The sequence below is a fragment of the Parasphingorhabdus sp. genome (assembly GCF_059726685.1).
The window spans coordinates 134,847-154,814 of the sequence record NZ_AP041068.1; the positions used below are offsets into that span (position 1 = coordinate 134,847).

Here is a 19,968-nt window from a genome sequence, read left to right on the forward strand (position 1 = left end):
GGGCTACAAGGCCAGCACCTCTTCGACGACAACCCCACCCCAACCCCTCCCCTGAAGGGGAGGGGCTAGAAAGAAATCAATGACCACACCCCCCTCTTCCGCGCAATTCGTCAATATCGGCGAACGCACCAATGTTACCGGGTCCGCGCGGTTCAAAAAACTCATCCTCAACGACGACTATGAAGCCGCCGTCGAAGTCGCGCGCCAGCAGGTCGAAAATGGCGCGCAGATTATCGACGTGAACATGGATGAAGGCCTGCTCGACGCTGAACATGCGATGACGACCTTCCTCAAGCTGATCGCAGCAGAACCCGATATCGCCCGCGTGCCGATGATGATCGACAGCTCCAAATGGTCGGTCATCGAAGCGGGGCTGAAATGCGTGTCCGGCAAACCGATTGTCAATTCCATCTCGATGAAGGAAGGTGAAGAGGAATTTCTCGCCCATGCCCGCAAATGCATGGCCTATGGTGCCGCAGTCGTGGTCATGGCGTTTGACGAAACCGGGCAAGCGGACACCAAAGAGCGCAAGGTAGAGATTTGCGAGCGGGCCTATAAACTGCTCACCGGCATCGGATTTCCGCCCGAGGATATTATTTTCGATCCCAATGTGTTTGCGGTGGCAACCGGGATAGACGAACATCGCCGCTACGGACTGGACTTCATCGAGGCGGTTGCCGAAATCAAGGCACGCTGCCCCCATGTCCATTTTTCCGGCGGCCTCTCCAACTTGTCCTTCAGCTTCCGTGGTAACGAACCGGTGCGCCGTGCGATGCACAGTGTCTTTCTCTATCACGCCATTCCCGCCGGACTCGACATGGCTATCGTCAATGCCGGGCAGCTGGATATTTACGACGATATCGATCCCGTTCTGCGCGAACATTGCGAGGATGTCATTCTCGACCGCGAACCGAAAGATGGCGGTGATGCCACCGACCGGTTGATCACGCTGGCCGAAAAATTCCGCGGCACCGACAAGGCGGCGGAAAAAGCAGCCGCCGAGTGGCGCGGCTATGATGTCGTCAAGCGCCTCGAGCATGCGCTGGTCAAAGGCATAGATGCCCATATTATCGAAGATACCGAAGAAATGCGGGTGTCGGTCAAGGATGCTGGCGGTCGGCCCATCGAGGTTATCGAAGGTCCTTTAATGGACGGCATGAATGTCGTCGGCGATTTGTTCGGATCGGGCAAAATGTTCCTGCCGCAGGTGGTCAAGTCCGCGCGCGTCATGAAAAAGGCTGTCGCCCATCTCTTCCCGTTTATCGAAGAGGAAAAGGAAGAGGGTGCTAAGGGCAAAGGCAAGATCATCATGGCGACCGTCAAAGGCGACGTGCATGATATCGGCAAGAATATCGTCGGCGTCGTGCTGCAGTGCAATGGCTTTGAAGTGATCGATCTCGGCGTGATGGTCCCGTGGACGGATATTTTAAAAGCCGCCAATGAAAATGACGCGGACATGATTGGGCTGTCCGGTTTGATCACGCCGTCGCTCGACGAAATGGTCACTGTCTCCGAAGAGATGGAACGCGCAAAAATGACCATGCCGTTACTGATCGGCGGGGCCACCACATCGAAAACCCATACGGCTTTGCGTATTGAGCCCGCTTATTCCGGCCCGACTGTTTATGTGCTCGATGCGAGCCGCGCCGTGGGCGTCGCCTCGCAACTGGTCAGCGACACACAGGCCGAAGATTTTATCGCCAGCACCCGCGAGGATTACGAGCAGGTTCGCCAGGCACGCGCTGGCAAGACGGCAAAGAAACTTGCGACGCTGGACGACGCCCGCGCCAATGGTGCGGCGATCGATATGGACCAGAAGGCGCCCGCTCCGAAAAAGCCGGGCCTGCATATCTATGAGGACTGGGATCTGGCGGAACTGCGCGACTATATCGACTGGACGCCATTTTTCCGCGCATGGGAACTGGCCGGAACCTTCCCGGCCATCCTGACCGACGAAGTGGTCGGGGAAAGCGCCAGTGATCTGTATAAAGACGCACAGGTGATGCTGGACCGAATCATCGACGAGAAATGGCTGACCGCCAAAGGCGTCGCAGGTCTGTGGCGGGCGCGGCGGGATGGTGATGACATCATGGTGTCACCGGAGAATGAGGAAGTCGCCCTCCCCATGCTGCGTCAGCAGGTGAGCAAGCGATCGGGCAAATCGAACAATTGCCTCGCCGACTTTATCGATACGTCCGATGACTGGATGGGCGGCTTTGCAGTGACTGCTGGGCACGGGATTGATGAGCATGTCGCGCGGTTCGAAGCGGACAAGGATGACTATAACAGCATCCTCTTGAAAGCGTTGGCCGACCGGCTGGCCGAGGCCTTTGCCGAGCGGATGCACGAGCATGTGCGCAAGGATCTTTGGGGCTATGCAGAGGATGAAAGCCTCGACAATAAGGCGCTGATCCAGGAAAAATATCAGGGCATCCGCCCTGCCCCTGGCTATCCCGCTTGCCCGGACCACAGTCTGAAACCCATCCTGTTCGATATGCTGGATGCGACCACCCATACCGGCCTGGAGTTGACCAGCAGTTTTGCGATGACGCCAACGGCAGCCGTATCCGGTTTCTATTTCGCCCACCCGCAAGCCGATTATTTCGGCGTGGCGCGGATAAGTGAAGATCAGGTCGAGGATTATGCGCAGCGGCGCGGCGTTTCGCTGGACCGGGCGCGGCAATGGCTGCGGCCCAATTTGAACGAATAAGGGCCCGGGTAAGGCGAGGTTTGGGCCGTTAACTTATTACCGCCGCGATGACGCACTCTGGGACAGCGTGATCCCTGATATTGTTTTGAAATGTACTCCGCTTTATGGAAAAGCTGAAATAACCCGCGTTTTTCAGGAGCTTCGTAAGTGAGATTTTCGGTCCCAACTCTTATTGCAGGCCTTTTGGCTGTGGCCAACAGCGCGGCCGCGCTCGCACAGGACAGTGCACCGTTTACGGTCGCGGAGAACGGACAGGGATTTTACAGCCTGTCAGAGGCGGTCGACTCCATCGGCGCGCGCCGCGGCACTATTGTCATCGCACCGGGTGCCTATGGCGATTGCGCGGTCCAGACCAAAGGACAGATTACCTATCGCGCCGAGATTGCCGGACAAGCCATATTTGATGGCGGGATTTGCGAAGGCAAGGCATCACTGGTGCTACGCGGGCGCGCGGCTGTAGTGGACGGCATCATCTTCCAGAACCAGCGCGTGCCCGATGGCAATGGCGCAGGCATCCGGCTGGAACGCGGCAATCTGACCATCACCAATGCGCTGTTCCGCAATAGCGAACAGGGATTGCTGACCGCCGATGATGCCAGTGGCAGCATTGTCATTGACCGTTCCACTTTCCAGCGGCTGGGCCGCTGTGACCGCGGACTTTCCTGTGCGCACAGCATCTATATTGGCGATTATGGCTCGCTGCGCGTCACCAACAGCCGTTTTGAAAAAGGCAGCGGCGGTCATTATGTGAAAAGCCGCGCACCCCGGATCACCGTCACCAACAGCAGTTTTGACGACACCCAAGGGCGCACCACCAATTACATGATCGACCTGCCCGCCGGTGCATCTGGCGTGATCAGCGGTAACGTTTTCGTGCAGGGTCAGAACAAGGAAAACTGGAGCGCCTTTATCGCTGTCGCTGCCGAGGGTCAAAAGCACAGTGCTGCCGGTCTCAACATCCATTCAAACAGTGCATCTCTCGCCAAAGGCGTTGAGCGCAACACATGGTTTGTTGCCGACTGGAGCGGTGACCAGATGCGGATTGCGAATAACCGTCTCGGCCGGGGCCTGACCCGTTACGAACGGCGGTAAGTTTGAAGCTATTGTGCTCCGCACTTGATGCGGAGCCTAGAGTAGATCGTAAGAACAGCCATCCTGGGCTCCGCATCAAGTGCGGAGCACGTCGCTCTATAAAAACTACTGACAGCTATCCTCCACACCGCCGTCAATATCCAGACAGCGGCCGTCAAATTCGCCTTGGGGGACATCCAGACCGATGATCGTGGCCAGGGTCGGGGCAATGTCGACCGTCTGTACCGCCAGTGGCTGTTCAAAATGGCTCATGCCATTGCGCCAGAACAGGATCGGTACACGCCGGTCATATTCCCACGGGCTGCCATGGGTCGCGACATAGCCGCGCATGGCTGTGGCAATCGGCGTGACCGATTTTTTCAGCAGCACGATGAAATCGCCAGACCGGTCGGGATGAAACGAGGCGCGCGCTCTTTCCTTCATGGTCCATTCCTGAACCGGTCCCTGCGGCATCGGCATGGCGGCGAGATCCGCCCCGTCAAACACCGCATGGACCTGTGGGTGATTACGTATCTGCTTGATCGCCTCGGCCTTCACCCTGGCTCTGGTATCGGCATCCAGCGCCAGACTGACATAATAGTCACCGAACGGGCTGTCGGCATAAAGCACCGGGTCCTCACCGGTCAGGGACAGCGCCTGCTTGACCTGTACGCCAATGTCTTTTGCATTCAGCTTGGCATCAACGCGCTGGGCCTTTGGCGCGCCTTGCTGTTGCAAACGTTCCGGCAAGTCATGGCCGCCATGGTCGGCCGTAAGAACGACCAGATAGTCGCGCCCCATCTCGTCCAGCACATCAAAAAACTGTCCCAGATTTTTATCCAGCTCGGACAGGTTGATGCACATCTCCACCCCCCCGGTGCCAAAGGCATGACCGACATAATCCGTTGCGGAGAGCCCGATATTCAGGACATCGGTAAATTCAAACGTACCGAGCCGCTCATCCTGAACCATTTTCGCCGCCAGCGCCAATATCGCGGCATCAAAATCCGGGGACGCGCGGAAGATACGCGCGCCATTTTCGGGGCGCTGGAACCGGTAGGTACCCACAGCATTTTCCGTGCCTAGCGGGATTGCCCGGTTGCGGGCCTCGCAATGGGCCGGCACCGCCATGGGCGCTCGCGGGCGGGCGAGCATAGTCTTGAGATCCGCGTTGAACTTGGCAAGCGCGGGCAACATCAGTCCGCCCTGTTTGGTTTCAAATCCTTCGCCCCGCCACCAGAATATCATGTCCGGTGTGTTGCCGCCCATCATCAAGGCCGAACGGTCTTTGCCTGCCACCGCCATATTGCGGGAATCGGGTGATAATGTCTTTAGCCGCTCGCCCAATGTCGGCACGAGCAAATGCCATGCCGACGCCACATAGTCGCCCTGCGTCGCGGCGGTAATGCTGCCAAAGCTTGTGCCCTCAATCCGTTCGTCCTCGGCGCAATAGATGGTTTTGTCATCACGCTTTACGCCCAGGTCGATCCAGTTATTGGCGATGATACCGGCGCGACCGGGATGGACGCCGGTCATGATTGTCGCATGCCCGGGACAAGTCTCGGTCGCGGCATGCCCCTGATAGCCCGATGGGAATACAGCGCCACTTGCCAGACGTTTCAGGCCACCGGTAAAGGTACTGCGATATTCGCTGAACAGATCGGACGAAAACTGGTCCACCGATACGGCTATGACCAGTTTCGGCCTGCCGGCCTTGTCTTCGCTGTGATTTTCGGCATTGGCCGCGGCGGAAATTGCGATAAAAGCTATGAAACCTGTAACATATTTTATGACGCGCACGAATAATCCCCATGGTATAAAGCGGCTATGGCAAGAGAGCCCCGGATAGCCTAACAGCGTTAAAGACAAAATGGTGAGTTTTTATGACATCTAACAGCTCTTTGCCGACCATCCGGTCAGCTCAGAATATCCGGACAATGTTCCACATCTTGCTGGCAACGATTTTCCTCGCTGCCTTTATGAGTGTCGCCCCGGCGCAGGCGCAGGTCGATCTCAACAAGCGCGAGCTTAACGTAGCCGCCACCTTGGTCGCGGAATCGCAGCAGGTGCAATCAGGACAAAGCGTAACCCTAGCCTTTGTCATGACCCCCAAGCCAACCTGGCACGGCTATTGGGAAAATCCGGGCGACGCCGGTATCGGTATGAGCTTTGACTGGAACCTGCCCGACGGTGTGACAGCGGGAAAAGCACAATATCCAGTTCCGGATACGCTGCTGATTTCCGGAATCATGAACTATATTTACAAGGGCGACTACGCCGTCCTCGTCAATCTGGTCGTGTCGGAAAGGGTCAAGCCGGGACCGCTGCCAATCTCTGTCAAATCGGAATGGCTAGCCTGTACCGACGAGATTTGTGTGCCCGAACAAGACGAGCTTTCCATAAATCTGCAAGTCGTTGGGCCGGATGCCGCTGTATCGCTGGATAATGCGTTTAACGGCTATCGTGAAGCCTTGCCACGCCAGCTTGGCAGCGCCGCGACCTTCATGGTCAAGGATGACCTGTTCCGCCTGTCAGTTCCCTTTCCAGCCGATATTGACCTTGACACACCCTATTTCTTTATCAAAGAAGACGGGATTGTTGACTATGCTGCACCGCAAAAAGTCAATCGCGATGGCGATAGCCTGATCATCGAAACCGGCGCTCGCGGTGATGCCTTGCAAAATATCTCCGGCGTTCTGAAAATCGGCCCCGGCACCGGGTTTTCCCTGAAAGCCGCCAGCGGCGATGTCGAAATGTCCGGCACACCTCTGGTCAGTAGCGGAGATAGCGGAAATTTTCTCGGTGGTGGCGACCAGTCTAACGCGTCTTTGCTGTTGATAGCTTTGGGCGGGGCTATTGTCGGAGGCCTGCTGCTCAACCTGATGCCCTGTGTTTTCCCGATCCTCAGCCTGAAAGCCATCAGCCTTGCCAAAGCGGGCGGCGATGAAGGCGTTGTTCGCCGCGATGCACTGGCTTACACCGCCGGGGTCGTCGTTGTCGCGACGGCATTGGGCGCTTTGTTACTGGCCTTGCGTGCCAGTGGCGCTGCCGTTGGTTGGGCCTTTCAGCTGCAGGACCCCCGGATTATCTTTGTGCTGCTGGCTCTTGTAACCGCGATCGGGTTTAACCTCGCCGGACTGTTTGAACTGCCCAATGTCAATTTCGGCAACAAGCTGGCTGCCAAGGATGGACCCGCGGGCTCTTTCTGGACCGGCGCACTCGCAGCCTTCGTCGCGACCCCCTGCACCGGTCCGTTCATGGCGGCGGCCCTGGGTGCTACTATCGTTCTGCCTCCTATTGCAGCTTTGGTCATTTTTGCCGGACTGGGGGTAGGATTGGCTTTACCCTTCCTGCTTATCGCTTTCGTCCCGGTTATCCGCAACCGTTTGCCCAAACCGGGCGCCTGGCTGGACAGCTTCCGCAAGGCGATGGCCATTCCAATGTTCCTCACCTCCATTGGTTTGATCTGGTTACTCGGAAGGCAGATTGGCGAGGACGGACTGGCGCTATCGCTGATCTTCCTGTTGTTCGTCGCTTTGATCCTCTGGTGGTTTGGCGGCGGTCAGATGAAAGGGTTATCGCGCGGCATGGCGACCACAGGCGCACTAACCGCTGCGATTATCGGCGGCATAATGTTCTTGCCCAATGAAGAAGCGATGGACAGCCAGCGGTTGGCAACAGCCTCCTCCGCCACTTTGCCCAGCGAACCGTTTAGTGAAGCGCGGTTGGCAGAATTGCGTGCTACTGATCAACCGATTTTCGCTTATTTCACGGCCGATTGGTGTATAACCTGCAAAGCCAATGAAGCCGCAGCCGTTCAGCGTCAGGAAACCGCCGATGCTTTTGCCGCGGCCAATGTTGCGGTGTTGATGGGTGACTGGACCCGCCCTGATCCGGCAATCAGCAAATTTCTGGAAAAACACGGACGCGCGGGTGTCCCGCTATATCTCTATTATGCACCGGGCGAGGAGCCTGTTATATTGCCGCAGATTCTGACCGTCGGGACACTCACCGATTTGGTCACATAATTGGAAACCTCAGATCTGGATCATATGATAAGGAGAGCCCCCATTTTTTATAAGACCGCCCTCACATCCATTGCCGCTGTTGCCACGATCAGCGTCGCGATGCCGCTCACCGCTGCGCAGAAAAACGGAGCCGTCGCTCAAGACTTCAAACTGACCGACATGTATGGAAAAACTGTCCAGCTTTCCGATTTTCGCGGCAAGACCGTAGTGATGGAATGGCACAATCCGGGATGCCCATTTGTCGTCAAACATTATGATAGCGGCAATATGCAGGCAACCCAAGCTGCGGCACGCAAACAAGGAGCCGTCTGGCTGACCATAAACAGTGGCGCACAGGGAAAACAGGGTTACATGAAAGGCCCAGAGGCGCAGAAACTGACCAAGGAGCAGGGCATGAATTCAGACCATTATCTGCTCGATGTCAAAGGCGTGGTCGGCAAGGCCTATGCCGCCAAGACAACACCGCATATGTATATTATCGATGGCTCCGGGAAGCTGGTTTATCAAGGTGGTATCGATGACAAACCAACTGCAAATAAGGCCGATATCAAGGTCGCTCGCAATCATGTCACCGCGGCTCTGACGGAACTGAATGCTGGCAAGAGCGTTAGCGTCGCACAATCGCGGCCCTATGGCTGTTCTGTCAAATATGCGAGCTAAGGTGGGTTTTTGAAATAGGAAGAAAAGTAGGGCCGTCGCGCGATACACAACCAGCGCGCCAGCCCTACTCCCCCAAAAGTCCGGCGGCTTGCAAACCCCCTGAAAGCCCCCGTAAACACGGATTGCCGGACCTAAACTGTAAGCAACAATGCCTGTTACTGATCAAAGGATCGGAGGACGGGTTTAATACACAACACAAACCTGCCCCCCGCCTTTGTTCCGACGGCAAGCGACCCTAAGCCGCCGCCGGTCAAACTAGTGACCTGTCAGGTTGAACTTCTTGGTGCCGTTGGCGCCAACAAGTTCAATGCCCTTTGTACCTGACAGGCCAGAGAGCGGCATTGATTTCTCATAACGTTCGACCCCCATCGAAACATCATGGTCATTTGCCGCGTGCGCTTCCCACGCTAACTCAATCTTCCGATACTCGGGCTCAGGATCGCCCAGTACCGGTAATAATCGTACATTCGCACCGGACTTTGGTGCTGGCCCTGACACAATCAGGTACAGCCCCTGACCCAAAGTTGGGCCCGCCCGCAGTTCGGCAGAGTCGAAATCAGCAGCGTTCACACGACCGGATTTCCCGGGCGCGGCCATCATGCCGGCTTTCATCTGTTCGTCATTGTTCACAACAAGCTCCATAAGAACCTCTCTGTCCAAAACCGAGATGCTGACCGCGGCTCATCCTTGTGGCCGGTGTTTCACTATTCGTGTCAGCTCGTAACTACGCAACTTATGTAGGACTCTTTAGCCCAACCGGGCCTGAACCGTCTTGTAAACTATTGTAACTATCCGTAAATCGTTGAAATTATATTACAATTATGTGGAATTTTTGAGGCGAGAACCGATTGCCCGCTCCAATATATGTTGCACTGCACAAAAAATCAGGGCGAATCGATTCGCCCTGACTGTCTTTTTCGATGTGATTCGCCGCTGTGGGCTAATGACGGCTATGTTCAAGCGGGCTTGCGAAATTTCATCACAAAGCGGTTGGTTTTTCCGCGTACCGATGGATCGAAGACATTTTTCTCCAGATCATCATCCGGATTGACGAACATGTCGCTTTCCGCCTCCAGCACAAAACCTGCTTTTTCAAAGTCGGCTTTGGCAGTCGCCGGATCAATCCGGTGAGTCTTCTCTACCACTGCTCTTGTGTCGCCAGCATTGCCGACATGATCGACAACCGCAACGATGCCGCCGGGCTTCATACCGGCATAAAGCTTCGTCAAAAATGCCGCCGGATCCATGCGCGGAACTTTAAACTTTTCACTTTCCCAATAGAGATCGTGGTAGATGAGGTGCATCATCGCAAAGTCAAAGCTGTTCGCTTCCGGCGAATAATCACCTAATTGTGACGGCACCAGGGACACGCCGGTTTGCCGGTTGGTAATCCCTGCCCACTTTGCCTTCGCGGCATCGCTCGACACAAATTGCGGCGGGTTAACGGCGACAACCGAGCCTTGCGGACCTACGGCTGCACCCATAATTTCACTATAATAGCCGCCACCGGCAAATATATCGAGTACGACATCGCCGGTCTTCAGTCCCATAAAAGCGAGTATCGCAGCTGGCTCACGACTGGCATCGAGTTTCACATCAGCTTCGGAACGGCCGGGAGACGCAACAGCAGCAGTATAGTCAGGTCCGGTCTGTGCTGCGCCTTCCTGAGCGGCAGCAGCTGTTTGATTGCCATCATAGGCTGCAGCGCCCAGTGCCAGTGCCGAGCACGCCAAGGCGGTAAAAACTTTCGATTGCATCATCTCTCTCCCCATTTCGTTATCGCCGCAGCATGAACCTGGCTCTCTTCGAGTTCAACCGGGGCCTCTGTCGTTTGTCTATCGGAGCATGTGGTTGGTCGAGAAAAACCGCTGTTCAGAATTTTCGCTGTGTCTTGCCGTAGCGCATCTTGCGCGTACCTGGTTTGCCTTCTGTCGCGCGGCCTTTGGGTTTTGCCAGTTGCAAGTCCGCCGGCAGTCCCAATTCGTCAGCCTCCAGCTTGCGGATCTCGTCACGCAGCCGTCCGGCTTCTTCAAATTCCAGATCAGCGGCCGCATCGCGCATCCGTTTTTCAAGACTTTCGATATGGCTGCGCAGGTTATGCCCGACCAGATGTTCGGTATCGTCATCGATTGGCACCGTCACCTGATCCTTGCTCGCGACATGGGCGACAATATCACCGATATTTTTCTTGATCGTCGTCGGTGTGATCCCGTGCAGCTTGTTATAGGCCTCCTGCTTTTCCCGCCGCCGTCCGGTTTCATTCAGCGCTCGCTCCATCGAACCGGTAATCCGGTCCGCATAGAGGATTACCCGGCCTTCCACATTGCGCGCCGCCCGCCCAATCGTCTGGATCAGCGATGTTTCGGAGCGCAGGAAACCTTCCTTGTCCGCGTCCAGTATTGCCACCAGTCCGCATTCGGGAATGTCCAGACCTTCGCGGAGCAGGTTGATCCCGACCAGAACATCATAAACGCCAAGCCGCAGATCCCGGATCAGCTCGATCCGTTCCAGAGTTTCGACGTCGCTGTGCATATAGCGAACTTTCAGGCCCGCCTCATGCATGAATTCGGTCAGATCCTCGGCCATGCGCTTCGTCAATGTCGTGACCAGGGTGCGATAGCCTTGCTGTGCCACCTTCTTGCATTCGTTGATCAGATCATCGACCTGATCCTCTACCGGCTTGATCTCGACCGGCGGGTCAATCAGTCCAGTCGGGCGGATCACCTGTTCGGCAAATACGCCGCCGGTCTGCTCCATCTCCCACGGACCGGGCGTTGCCGATACGCTGACCGTTTGCGGCCGCATCGCGTCCCACTCGTTGAAGCGCAAGGGACGGTTGTCGATACAGCTTGGCAGGCGGAACCCATATTCCGCCAGCGTAATCTTGCGCCGGTGATCGCCCTTTGACATCGCGCCGATTTGCGGCACCGTCTGGTGACTCTCGTCCACAAACAGCAAGGCATTGTCTGGCAGATATTCAAACAGGGTCGGTGGCGGCTCGCCGGGCAACCGGCCGGTCAGGAAGCGGGAATAGTTCTCGATGCCTGCGCAGCTGCCGGTTGCCGCGATCATTTCCAGATCGAAATTTGTGCGCTGCTCCAGCCGCTGATGTTCCAGCAGCTTGCCCTCGGTCTCCAGCTCTTTCAGCCGCACGCCAAGCTCCAGCTTGATCGCATCCATCGCCTGTTTCATCGTCGGGCCGGGCGTCACATAGTGGGAATTGGCGAAAATCCGGACCTGATTGAGGCTCGCGCCCTTCTTGCCGGTCAGCGGATCAAATTCGACAATCTCCTCAATCTCGTCGCCAAAAAAGGAAATTCGCCACGCCATATCTTCATAATGCGAAGGAAAAATTTCAAGATTGTCACCGCGCACCCGAAAATTGCCGCGCGCGAAAGCCTGGTCATTGCGCTTATATTGCAGCGACACGAGCTTTCGGATGATATCGCGCTGATCCACCGCCTGCTCTTTTTTGAGATCAAAGATCATCGCCGAATAGGTTTCGACTGAACCGATACCATAAAGGCAGGAAACGGACGCGACGATGATCACATCATCCCGCTCCAGCAGCGACCGGGTTGCACTGTGGCGCATCCGGTCAATTGCCTCGTTTACCGAGCTTTCTTTCTCGATATAAGTATCTGACCGGGCAACATAGGCTTCGGGCTGGTAATAGTCATAATAGCTGACGAAATATTCGACCGCATTATTGGGGAAAAAGCTTTTAAACTCTCCATAAAGCTGTGCGGCAAGTATCTTGTTCGGAGCCAATATCAGTGCCGGGCGCTGGGTCTTTTCGATAATCTTGGCCATCGTGAAAGTCTTGCCTGACCCCGTCACACCCAGCAGAACCTGATCCAGTTCATCGCCTTTTATACCTTCGACAAGTTCCGCGATGGCTTCGGGTTGATCACCGGAAGGTTCAAAGTCGCTGACCAGTTCAAAGGCTTTTCCGCCTTCCGATTTATCGGGTCGAACCGGTTTGTGGGGGACGAAATTTTCATCGGTTTGCGGTTCAGCCAAACCTTCTCTAATAACCAGTTTTGCCATGCAAGTGATATGGAACAAAACGGGTCCATTGTCATCCCCCAATATCGCCGGAACGAAGACGTTACACTTCGCAAATTTACAATATCGGCCAATCGAGTTATGGGAATCGAGGGTTCAGTAATTAGATGAGGGAAATCCAAGTGAAGAAGATGATATTATCGGTTGCCGCCGTGGCATTGCTGGCGGGCTGCTCAAGTAATGAAGCGGATGCCGATGGCGACGGCAACATCAGTGCCGAGGAAGTGGCAAAGGTCATGAACGAAGTGACCCTTGAACCCGGCGAGTGGGAAAACACTGTCGAGATTGTCGACGTACAAATCGAAGGCCTGCCGGAAGGAGCGCCTGCGAACATGATGGATTCGATGAAGACGACGACCGTAAGCAAAACATGCATCACCGAAGAGCAGGCCAAAAACCCGGGCGCAGAATTTTTTGCGGCCCAGGAACAGACCGATTGCAAAATCAAGAAATTTGATATGAGCGGCGGCGCGATCAACTCAGAAATGTCCTGTTCCAATGTCGGCGCACCGGGCGAGATGAATATGGTCATGACCGGCCAATATGGTCCCAGCAACTATGATATGACCATGAAAATGGACGGAGGCGCTGGCGGCATGAAGATGAACATCACCGCCAAAAATAACGGCAAACGGATCGGCGCGTGCCCGGCGGGTTAATCTGTTGATCTCGAAAATTGCAAGATACGGAGCAGAGGCCATGGGCTTTTGCTCCGTTTTCTTTTGCCTATTCTGTTTGTCGCTATTGAACGCGTCAGCACAAACCAGCGCGCCGCCCGCAGCGATCAAGATCAAATTTGATGCAGAACAGTCCGCAACCGCAGCCATTCAGGGCCTGTCCAACCGCGCCACCGGCCGAGCCCTGATGCCCGATGATCCTGTACGGATCGCGTCCATTTCCAAAACGTTCGTTGCCCTTGCGGTTATGCGGTTGGCCGAGCAAAATACGATGCAGCTGGACGCCGATATATCCACCTATCTTGGCTGGAGCCTGCGCCACCCAGGCTATCCTACTGTCCCCATTACCTTGCGCATGCTGCTTTCCCATCAGGCCGGTCTGCGCGATGAAATAAACTATGCCTTGCCCATGGATGCCCACCTGGAAACTGAGCTGAAAAATGAAGAAGCTTGGGATCCCGATCACCGTCCTGGAGGGTATTTCACATACGCCAATCTCAATTTTCCCGTCATCGCAGCGGTGATGGAAGCAGCCACCGGCAGCCGCTTTGACAAGATCTTGAAAAAGCAAGTCTTTGATCCTTTGGGACTCGATGCCTGTTTCAACTGGACTTTGTGCAGCGATCAAAAAATCACCGCCGCCGTCACCCTTTACAGAGCCAATGGCGACGTCGCCCGGGACGATTTGCGCGGGATAAGGGAAGCTTGCCCGGTCGTGCCCGCCAGTGACGGCGGCTGTGATATGGCGCGTTATCGACTGGGCCAGACAGGATCAGTATTCAGTCCGCAAGGCGGCTTGCGGATTTCTGCTGTTGACCTTGCAAAAGTCGGACAAATGTTCCTGCGCAATGACGACACCTTTTTAAGCAGAAAAAGCATAACCACAATGACCAGTCCTGTTTGGCAATATGATGGCAAGAACGGTGACAGCGCAGACGGCTATTTCTGCGCTTATGGTCTGGCGGTCCATATTCTCGCGGCCCCTGGGCGCCCCGCATCCTGCAAAGATGATCCTTTTGGAGATGGCGAAATGCGCTTTGGCCATAGCGGCGAAGCCTATGCCCTGAAGTCCGGCCTCTGGATCAATCCGGCGCGCGGGCGCGGCACCGCTTTCTATAGAACGCAGGTTCCTGAAAATGATCCGTCAGGTCATTGCATCTATTTCTGTGAGTGATAGGTTTCACTCCGAAACCGAATCAATAAACCCTCAATCGGTTCTCAATCAGGAGAAATACAGATGATCGCCTACACCATGCTCGGCACGAATGATAAAGACAAAGCCGTTGAATTTTATGACAAGCTTTTCGAAGACACGGACGTCAAAAAACTGTTCCAGACACCGCTTGGTGGTCAGTTTTACGGTAAGAAACCCGGCCAACCGATGATCTGCATCACCAATCCTTATGATGGCAATGAAGCCTGTTTCGGCAACGGCACGATGGTCGCCCTGTCCTTTGATGATACCGACCAGATTGATGCCTTGCATGCCAAGGCACTTTCGTTGGGTGCAGCTGATGAAGGCGAACCGGGCTGGCGCGCACCGGATGTATTTTACGGGGCCTATTTCCGTGATCTTGACGGCAACAAGCTGTGCGTCTGCAAAATGAACATGGGAGGCTGAGGCCATGATCGGATATGCAACTTTGGGCTCCAACAATGTCGAAAAGGCACGCGAATATTATGACGCCCTGCTAGGAGAAATCGGAGCAAAACGACTCATGCAACTCGAAGAGGGCGGCTTCACACTCTATGGCGTCGAAATGGGTGCGCCATCCCTTGCCATCACCCAACCTCATAATGGCGAGGCAGCTGTGCCCGGCAATGGCAATATGATCGCTATTCCTTTCGAGGAACGATCACAGATCGACAGCTTTTACAGTAAAGCCATTGAACTGGGCGGTAGTGACGAAGGTGCGCCCGGCGTCCGTGGTGATGAAGGGCCGCAAGCCTTTTACGCTGCCTATTTTCGCGATCCGGAAGGCAACAAGCTTTGCGCTTTCCGTGTTGGGCCTGCATAAGGGCCCATATAGGACGAATAACTAGGAGAAAATCGTGAAGCAATATTTCTTGGCTTTAGCCGCTGGCAGCGCATTGGTTGCCGCGCAGCCTGTCCTCGCGCAATCAGAATCCCCGGCGGATTTGGCAAAAACGATTGCAGCAGATTATGACAGCAAGCTGGAAGCGTTGTTCAAGGATTTTCACCGCAATCCCGAGCTGTCCTATAAGGAAGTCCGCACCGCTGGCATTATTGCCAAGGAATGGCGCGCGGTCGGATGGGATGTGACCGAAAAAGTGGGTGGCACCGGTGTGGTCGCCGTCATGAAAAATGGCGACGGCCCGACCCTGATGCTGCGCGCCGATATGGACGGCCTGCCGCTCGTCGAAGATAGCGGGCTGGACTATATGTCCACCGCGACCCAAGTCAGTATTGATGGCGAGGAAAAGCCCGTCATGCACGCTTGCGGTCATGATGTTCATATCACTTCGCTGATCGGCACGGCGCGCCGTTTGTCAGCGATGAAGGATCGGTGGCGCGGCACGATTGTTTTGATCGCGCAACCGGCTGAAGAGCGCATTGGCGGCGCCAAGCTGATGATGGATGATGGCCTTTACAGCCGCTTTCCTAAACCAGACTTTGCCATGGCTTTTCATGTTTCCGCTGACACACCAACCGGCAAGCTAGCGCTGCGCGAAGGCATCACCTATTCCTCCTCCGACAGTGTCGATATTACCGTACACGGCGTTGGCGCGCATGGCGCATCGCCGCATCGCGGCAAGGACCCTATCGTGATGGGCGCGCAGATCATTATGAACCTGCAAACTATTGTCAGCCGGGAAATCGCGCCGCTACAACCGGCAGTCGTGACGGTTGGTGCATTTAACAGCGGTTTCAAGCACAACATCATTTCCGACAAGGCGACGATGCAGCTTACGGTCCGGTCGGATGATCAGGAGACACGCGAAAAGCTGCTCGAGGGTATCAAGCGCATTGCCGAAAATGTGGGCCGGATGAACGGCCTGCCCGAAGACAAATTGCCCGAGGTCAAGATATCGCACGAGCGGACCCCGGCCACCTATAATGATGTGACATTGTCACGGCGGATCAGAAACCTGTTTTCCGAACGTTTCGGAGCAGACGTTTTTGACGATCAGCCGCGCCAAGGCATGGGCGCAGAGGATTTCGCCTATTTTGTGGCGCCCAATACAGATGTACCAGGTGTCTATTTCTCGGTCGGCGGAACACCGCAAGCGGATTTTGATCGCGAAGATGCCGGCGGACCACCAGTGCCGTCGCATCACTCGCCCTTCTTCAAGGTCGCGCCGAGAGAATCGGTAACATTAGGCACCGAAGCGATGACAGCCGCAGCCCTGGATTATCTTGCCCCGAAAACCGAATAGGCGGCGATGGCTGACGATCTCTCCAAAAGCCAGATCGCGGCCCTGAAGGTCCTGTTGCTCGAACGACAGGCGGAGCTCAAAGCGCTGGATGAAGAAGCTGCGGGTTGGAGCGATACGGTGGAACTCGACCAGCAAAGCGTTGGCCGCCTGTCACGGATGGACGCCATGCAGCAACAGGAAATGGCACAGGCCGAGGCGCGCCGACGGGTTAATGATCTGTCGCGGATCGATATGGCGCTCAAACGCATGGACGAGGACGAATATGGCTGGTGCGCCGAATGCGGCGAACCCATTGCCTATAAGCGCCTGAAAATTGATCCCGCCGCGACGCTATGCATAGGCTGCGCGTCATGAGTTTATTAGCATCCCGACGGACACCGCTTCTTATCGGCTTGCTTCTCAGCATCGGTGCAGTTGGAGCGGGCTTCATCGCGGGCATAGAGCATATCCAAGGCGCGCAGCTTTCCGCACGCTGGACCTCGCGGGTGGGTGTGCCTGTATTTCTGACCGCCTACCTTGCCTCGACGCTTTTCCGACTATCCAAAAATGACCTAACGAAAACCCTGATGCGGCGGAGACGACAATGGGGACTGGCCTTTGCATGGACACATAGCGTGCATCTGGTGGCACTGACCTATTATCTGGTCATCGCGAAAACCCCGCCAGATTTAATTACGATATTAGGCGGCGGACTTGCCTATTTCATGATCTATGTGATGGCATTGACGTCCAACAACTGGTCAATGAAACTTTTGGGTAAAAACTGGAAACGGCTTCATGTTTTTGGAATCCATTATATCTGGTTTATCTATGTTTTTACCTATATCGGGCGACTGGCCGATCCGGAACTCAATCATATCGGCATAATTGGTTCCGGCCTGTTGTTCTTAGCACTAATCATTCGGCTCTATGCCAAATGGCGCAAACCCCTCGAAAAGCAGTAAAGACTGCTCAAAAAGAGCCTTTTTCGCATGCCGCGTCTATATCAGGTTTTTTGGGCTATTTTCACCACGTCATTCGAAGCCAAAGTTCACACATATCACACCCCCTTTTGTGGAGAGGTTTGCCGAAGATGGCAATGTGTAGGATTGATATTCAAAACCGAGAAAGAGCAGCAATAAGTTTAGCTTTTCCCGGCGATGTAGGAAAGCCTGCAGCCACTGATTTCTGGGTCGCCATTGACCTCTTGGAATATATATCTTGACATGCAACTATATGGTTGCATAATTGCAAGCATGACCGATATATTCCACGCCCTTGCCGATGAGTCGCGCCGCCTGCTTCTCGATCGTTTGTTCGAAAAAGGCGGGCAGAGCCTGACCGACCTATGTGAAGGTTTTCCCATGTCCCGTCAGGGCGTGGCGAAGCATCTCGGCATACTGGAAAAAGCCAATCTGATTTCCGTCCATTGGCAGGGGCGGAGCAAGCTTCACTATCTCAATCCCGTGCCGCTCGGTGATATTGTCCACCGCTGGGTCGGCAAATTTGAAGATGCCCGCATCGCCGCGCTGACCGATTTCAAAGATCAGATCGAAGACAATCAAAAGCCAAAACAGGAGAAACGCCGTGCCTGATACGACCACCATTGGAACCATTGCCACCCGTGCCTCAACCGGAGAACCATGCGCGCCGGATTTCGTCTACACCATCTATATTGCCGCCAGTGCGGAAAAGGTCTGGAACGGCCTGATCGATAGGGAAATGACCAAAGCCTATTGGGGTCATTACAATGAATCCGACTGGAAACAAGGATCACGCTGGGAACATGTTGGCAGCGACAGTGGTAAGGTTAACGTAAGGGGTCAGATTATCGAAATTGATCCGCCGCACAAAATGGTCTGGAGTTGGGCCTTTGCGGACGAGGCAGACGAACCGGCCAAGCTGTCGCGGGTGACTTATGAACTGGTTGCACTGGGCCCTGATACGAAATTGACCGTGACCCATAGCGAACTGGAACCCGGTTCTTCGATGGATATCGGCGTTCGTGAAGGTTGGTCTGCCGTTCTCAGCAACCTCAAGAGCATGATCGAAACCGGCAAAGCCATGTCGGAAGAGGATTGGAAATGATTTCCGATAGTTAACCGCCAAATAGACTCAAATTTACGCTGAACGGAATCATTAGCACTTTCCCCGCTGGAATCAGGTGACTAATGTCCCGAAGATGGATGCAACCAGCAATCTTCCGTCTGATATTAAGCCGCATGAAGGTGAGTTTCGCGACCATCATCACTATTACGCCTGCCGGGTCTATTATGAAGACACCGACTTTTCCGGCATTGTCTATCACGCCAATTACCTGAAATTCATGGAGCGCGCGCGCTCCGACATGCTGCATCAACTCGGCATGGACCAGCGTGCGGCGTTTGAAGCGGATGATGGCGCTTATGCTGTGGTCGATATGCACATTAAATATATTGCACCCGCCAAATTTCAGGATAATCTGCTGGTCATCAGCCATGTAAGCAAATTGCGCAAAGCCAGCGTGAATATTGAACAAATCATCATGCGCGAGGACGAAAAAATAGCGTCAGCCAGCGTTCAGGCAGCCTTCCTTACGCCCACCGGGCGACCACGGCGACAGCCGGAGGCATGGACGAACGCCTTTGCGTCTGTCATCGCCGATGATGAAGAACAAAATTAAGAGGAAATACCCTTGCTAGACAGCCTTTCGATCCACGCAGCATCCGGCGAATTTTCTCCTTTTGCCCTGTTTCTACAAGCGGATATCATCGTCAAGCTGGTGATGATCGGCCTGTTATTCGCGAGCGTCTGGACATGGATGATCATTGTCAGCTTTGCGATGAAAATTGGTCAGGTCGGAAGAAAGTCGGACCGTTTCGAAAAATCTTTTTCCAAAGCCAATGATGTCGACAAATTCTATGATGACCATAGCAAATCCGGCCTGCCCATGGCCAAGGTACTGGCGTCGGGCATGCGCGAATGGCGGCGGTCGACGGCACGCGGACCGATTGACCGGGATGGCACGCGGCAGAGGCTGGCAACCGCGATGAATGCGACTATTGCGCATGAAGTGGACAAGCTTGCCGACCGGCTGAATTTTCTCGCCACCGTGGGCAGTGTCGCCCCCTTTGTCGGCCTGTTCGGGACGGTCTGGGGCATTATGCGCAGCTTCTCGGCCATTGCCGCAGAGCAGAATAGCTCACTGGCCGTGGTCGCTCCGGGCATTGCCGAAGCACTGTTTGCCACGGCCATCGGCCTGTTCGCGGCGATTCCAGCGGTTATCGCCTATAACCGCTTCTCCCACCGGCTCAATAAGCTGGAAGCCCGCATGGGCCGCTTTGCCGACGGATTCCACGCGACGATGAGCCGCAAACTGGAACTGGGGGAATAAGCC

At 55.1% G+C, this 19,968-nt stretch carries 19 protein-coding genes; 15 read left to right on the top strand and 4 right to left on the bottom strand.

Going from position 1 to position 19,968, the window contains the following annotated elements; genetic code table 11:
* Window positions 1-79: 79 nt before the first annotated feature.
* Together metH and AC6I9Z_RS00650 are read left to right on the top strand one after the other, a co-directional pair.
* Window positions 80-2,710, top strand: coding sequence for a methionine synthase (metH, locus tag AC6I9Z_RS00645; RefSeq protein WP_461457951.1), 2,631 nt, complete (start codon window positions 80-82; stop codon window positions 2,708-2,710).
* Window positions 2,711-2,857: 147 nt separating this feature from the next.
* Window positions 2,858-3,802, top strand: coding sequence for a right-handed parallel beta-helix repeat-containing protein (locus AC6I9Z_RS00650; protein ID WP_461457949.1), 945 nt, complete (start codon window positions 2,858-2,860; stop codon window positions 3,800-3,802).
* Window positions 3,803-3,907: 105 nt separating this feature from the next.
* Here the strand turns inward: AC6I9Z_RS00650 and AC6I9Z_RS00655 are convergent, their stop codons facing one another.
* Complete coding sequence (locus tag AC6I9Z_RS00655; RefSeq protein WP_461457947.1) at window positions 3,908-5,581, bottom strand: alkaline phosphatase family protein; 1,674 nt, start codon at window positions 5,579-5,581, stop codon at window positions 3,908-3,910.
* Between the two features lie 83 nt (window positions 5,582-5,664).
* On the opposite strand from AC6I9Z_RS00655, the gene AC6I9Z_RS00660 reads away from it, so the two are divergent.
* Both AC6I9Z_RS00660 and AC6I9Z_RS00665 read left to right on the top strand, forming a co-directional pair.
* Window positions 5,665-7,809 carry a protein-disulfide reductase DsbD family protein gene (locus AC6I9Z_RS00660; RefSeq protein WP_461457945.1) on the top strand — a complete coding sequence of 715 codons (2,145 nt, stop codon included), beginning with the start codon at window positions 5,665-5,667 and terminating at the stop codon, window positions 7,807-7,809.
* Between the two features lie 24 nt (window positions 7,810-7,833).
* Window positions 7,834-8,469: a thioredoxin family protein gene (locus AC6I9Z_RS00665; protein ID WP_461457943.1), complete on the top strand. Its 636-nt coding sequence runs from the start codon at window positions 7,834-7,836 to the stop codon at window positions 8,467-8,469.
* Between the two features lie 255 nt (window positions 8,470-8,724).
* Here AC6I9Z_RS00665 and AC6I9Z_RS00670 read toward each other — a convergent pair whose 3' ends face one another.
* The 3 genes from AC6I9Z_RS00670 to uvrB form a co-directional block, all read right to left on the bottom strand.
* Window positions 8,725-9,099: a hypothetical protein gene (locus AC6I9Z_RS00670; RefSeq protein ID WP_461457942.1), complete on the bottom strand. Its 375-nt coding sequence runs from the start codon at window positions 9,097-9,099 to the stop codon at window positions 8,725-8,727.
* A gap of 326 nt (window positions 9,100-9,425) precedes the next feature.
* On the bottom strand, window positions 9,426-10,229 hold the full coding sequence (locus tag AC6I9Z_RS00675) for a class I SAM-dependent methyltransferase (RefSeq protein ID WP_461457940.1): 804 nt from the start codon (window positions 10,227-10,229) through the stop codon (window positions 9,426-9,428).
* Window positions 10,230-10,341: 112 nt separating this feature from the next.
* Window positions 10,342-12,519, bottom strand: coding sequence for an excinuclease ABC subunit UvrB (uvrB, locus tag AC6I9Z_RS00680; RefSeq protein WP_461457938.1), 2,178 nt, complete (start codon window positions 12,517-12,519; stop codon window positions 10,342-10,344).
* Window positions 12,520-12,668: 149 nt separating this feature from the next.
* Here uvrB and AC6I9Z_RS00685 point away from each other — a divergent pair, with 149 nt between their 5' ends.
* From AC6I9Z_RS00685 to tolQ, 11 genes are all read left to right on the top strand, one after another.
* Entirely contained in the window at window positions 12,669-13,196 is a 528-nt protein-coding gene (locus AC6I9Z_RS00685; RefSeq protein WP_254054239.1) for a DUF3617 domain-containing protein, read from the top strand.
* A gap of 40 nt (window positions 13,197-13,236) precedes the next feature.
* Window positions 13,237-14,388, top strand: a complete 1,152-nt coding sequence (locus AC6I9Z_RS00690; RefSeq protein WP_461457936.1) for a serine hydrolase domain-containing protein — start codon at window positions 13,237-13,239, stop codon at window positions 14,386-14,388.
* Window positions 14,389-14,451: 63 nt separating this feature from the next.
* Window positions 14,452-14,835 (top strand): VOC family protein, encoded by a 384-nt coding sequence (locus AC6I9Z_RS00695; protein ID WP_461457934.1) that lies wholly within the window; start codon window positions 14,452-14,454, stop codon window positions 14,833-14,835.
* A gap of 4 nt (window positions 14,836-14,839) precedes the next feature.
* Window positions 14,840-15,232: a VOC family protein gene (locus AC6I9Z_RS00700; protein WP_461457932.1), complete on the top strand. Its 393-nt coding sequence runs from the start codon at window positions 14,840-14,842 to the stop codon at window positions 15,230-15,232.
* Window positions 15,233-15,266: 34 nt separating this feature from the next.
* A complete protein-coding gene (locus AC6I9Z_RS00705) occupies window positions 15,267-16,613 on the top strand; it encodes an amidohydrolase (RefSeq protein ID WP_461457930.1) in 1,347 nt (448 codons plus the stop codon).
* A gap of 6 nt (window positions 16,614-16,619) precedes the next feature.
* Window positions 16,620-16,967, top strand: coding sequence for a TraR/DksA family transcriptional regulator (locus AC6I9Z_RS00710; RefSeq protein ID WP_461457928.1), 348 nt, complete (start codon window positions 16,620-16,622; stop codon window positions 16,965-16,967).
* Window positions 16,964-17,557, top strand: coding sequence for a hypothetical protein (locus AC6I9Z_RS00715; protein ID WP_461457926.1), 594 nt, complete (start codon window positions 16,964-16,966; stop codon window positions 17,555-17,557). Before AC6I9Z_RS00710 ends, AC6I9Z_RS00715 begins: the two co-directional genes overlap by 4 nt.
* 291 nt (window positions 17,558-17,848) lie before the next feature.
* Window positions 17,849-18,187, top strand: coding sequence for an ArsR/SmtB family transcription factor (locus tag AC6I9Z_RS00720; RefSeq protein WP_461457924.1), 339 nt, complete (start codon window positions 17,849-17,851; stop codon window positions 18,185-18,187).
* Entirely contained in the window at window positions 18,180-18,680 is a 501-nt protein-coding gene (locus tag AC6I9Z_RS00725; RefSeq protein ID WP_461457922.1) for an SRPBCC family protein, read from the top strand. The genes AC6I9Z_RS00720 and AC6I9Z_RS00725 overlap by 8 nt, the downstream gene beginning before the upstream one ends.
* 76 nt (window positions 18,681-18,756) lie before the next feature.
* Window positions 18,757-19,254: a YbgC/FadM family acyl-CoA thioesterase gene (locus tag AC6I9Z_RS00730; protein WP_461457920.1), complete on the top strand. Its 498-nt coding sequence runs from the start codon at window positions 18,757-18,759 to the stop codon at window positions 19,252-19,254.
* Between the two features lie 12 nt (window positions 19,255-19,266).
* Entirely contained in the window at window positions 19,267-19,965 is a 699-nt protein-coding gene (gene tolQ, locus AC6I9Z_RS00735) for a protein TolQ (protein ID WP_461457918.1), read from the top strand.
* Window positions 19,966-19,968 lie beyond the last annotated feature (3 nt).

What these genes read in the sequence shown, in the direction of transcription:
- AC6I9Z_RS00665 (WP_461457943.1), top strand. Translation starts at nt 7,834, where the DNA reads ATGATAAGGAGAGCCCCCATTTTTTATAAGACCGCCCTCACATCCATT.
- AC6I9Z_RS00700 (WP_461457932.1), top strand. Translation starts at nt 14,840, where the DNA reads ATGATCGGATATGCAACTTTGGGCTCCAACAATGTCGAAAAGGCACGC.
- AC6I9Z_RS00715 (WP_461457926.1), top strand. Translation starts at nt 16,964, where the DNA reads ATGAGTTTATTAGCATCCCGACGGACACCGCTTCTTATCGGCTTGCTT.
- AC6I9Z_RS00720 (WP_461457924.1), top strand. Translation starts at nt 17,849, where the DNA reads ATGACCGATATATTCCACGCCCTTGCCGATGAGTCGCGCCGCCTGCTT.
- uvrB (WP_461457938.1), bottom strand. Translation starts at nt 12,519, where the DNA reads ATGGCAAAACTGGTTATTAGAGAAGGTTTGGCTGAACCGCAAACCGAT.
- AC6I9Z_RS00695 (WP_461457934.1), top strand. Translation starts at nt 14,452, where the DNA reads ATGATCGCCTACACCATGCTCGGCACGAATGATAAAGACAAAGCCGTT.
- AC6I9Z_RS00710 (WP_461457928.1), top strand. Translation starts at nt 16,620, where the DNA reads ATGGCTGACGATCTCTCCAAAAGCCAGATCGCGGCCCTGAAGGTCCTG.
- AC6I9Z_RS00685 (WP_254054239.1), top strand. Translation starts at nt 12,669, where the DNA reads ATGATATTATCGGTTGCCGCCGTGGCATTGCTGGCGGGCTGCTCAAGT.
- AC6I9Z_RS00690 (WP_461457936.1), top strand. Translation starts at nt 13,237, where the DNA reads ATGGGCTTTTGCTCCGTTTTCTTTTGCCTATTCTGTTTGTCGCTATTG.
- AC6I9Z_RS00660 (WP_461457945.1), top strand. Translation starts at nt 5,665, where the DNA reads ATGACATCTAACAGCTCTTTGCCGACCATCCGGTCAGCTCAGAATATC.
- metH (WP_461457951.1), top strand. Translation starts at nt 80, where the DNA reads ATGACCACACCCCCCTCTTCCGCGCAATTCGTCAATATCGGCGAACGC.
- AC6I9Z_RS00675 (WP_461457940.1), bottom strand. Translation starts at nt 10,229, where the DNA reads ATGATGCAATCGAAAGTTTTTACCGCCTTGGCGTGCTCGGCACTGGCA.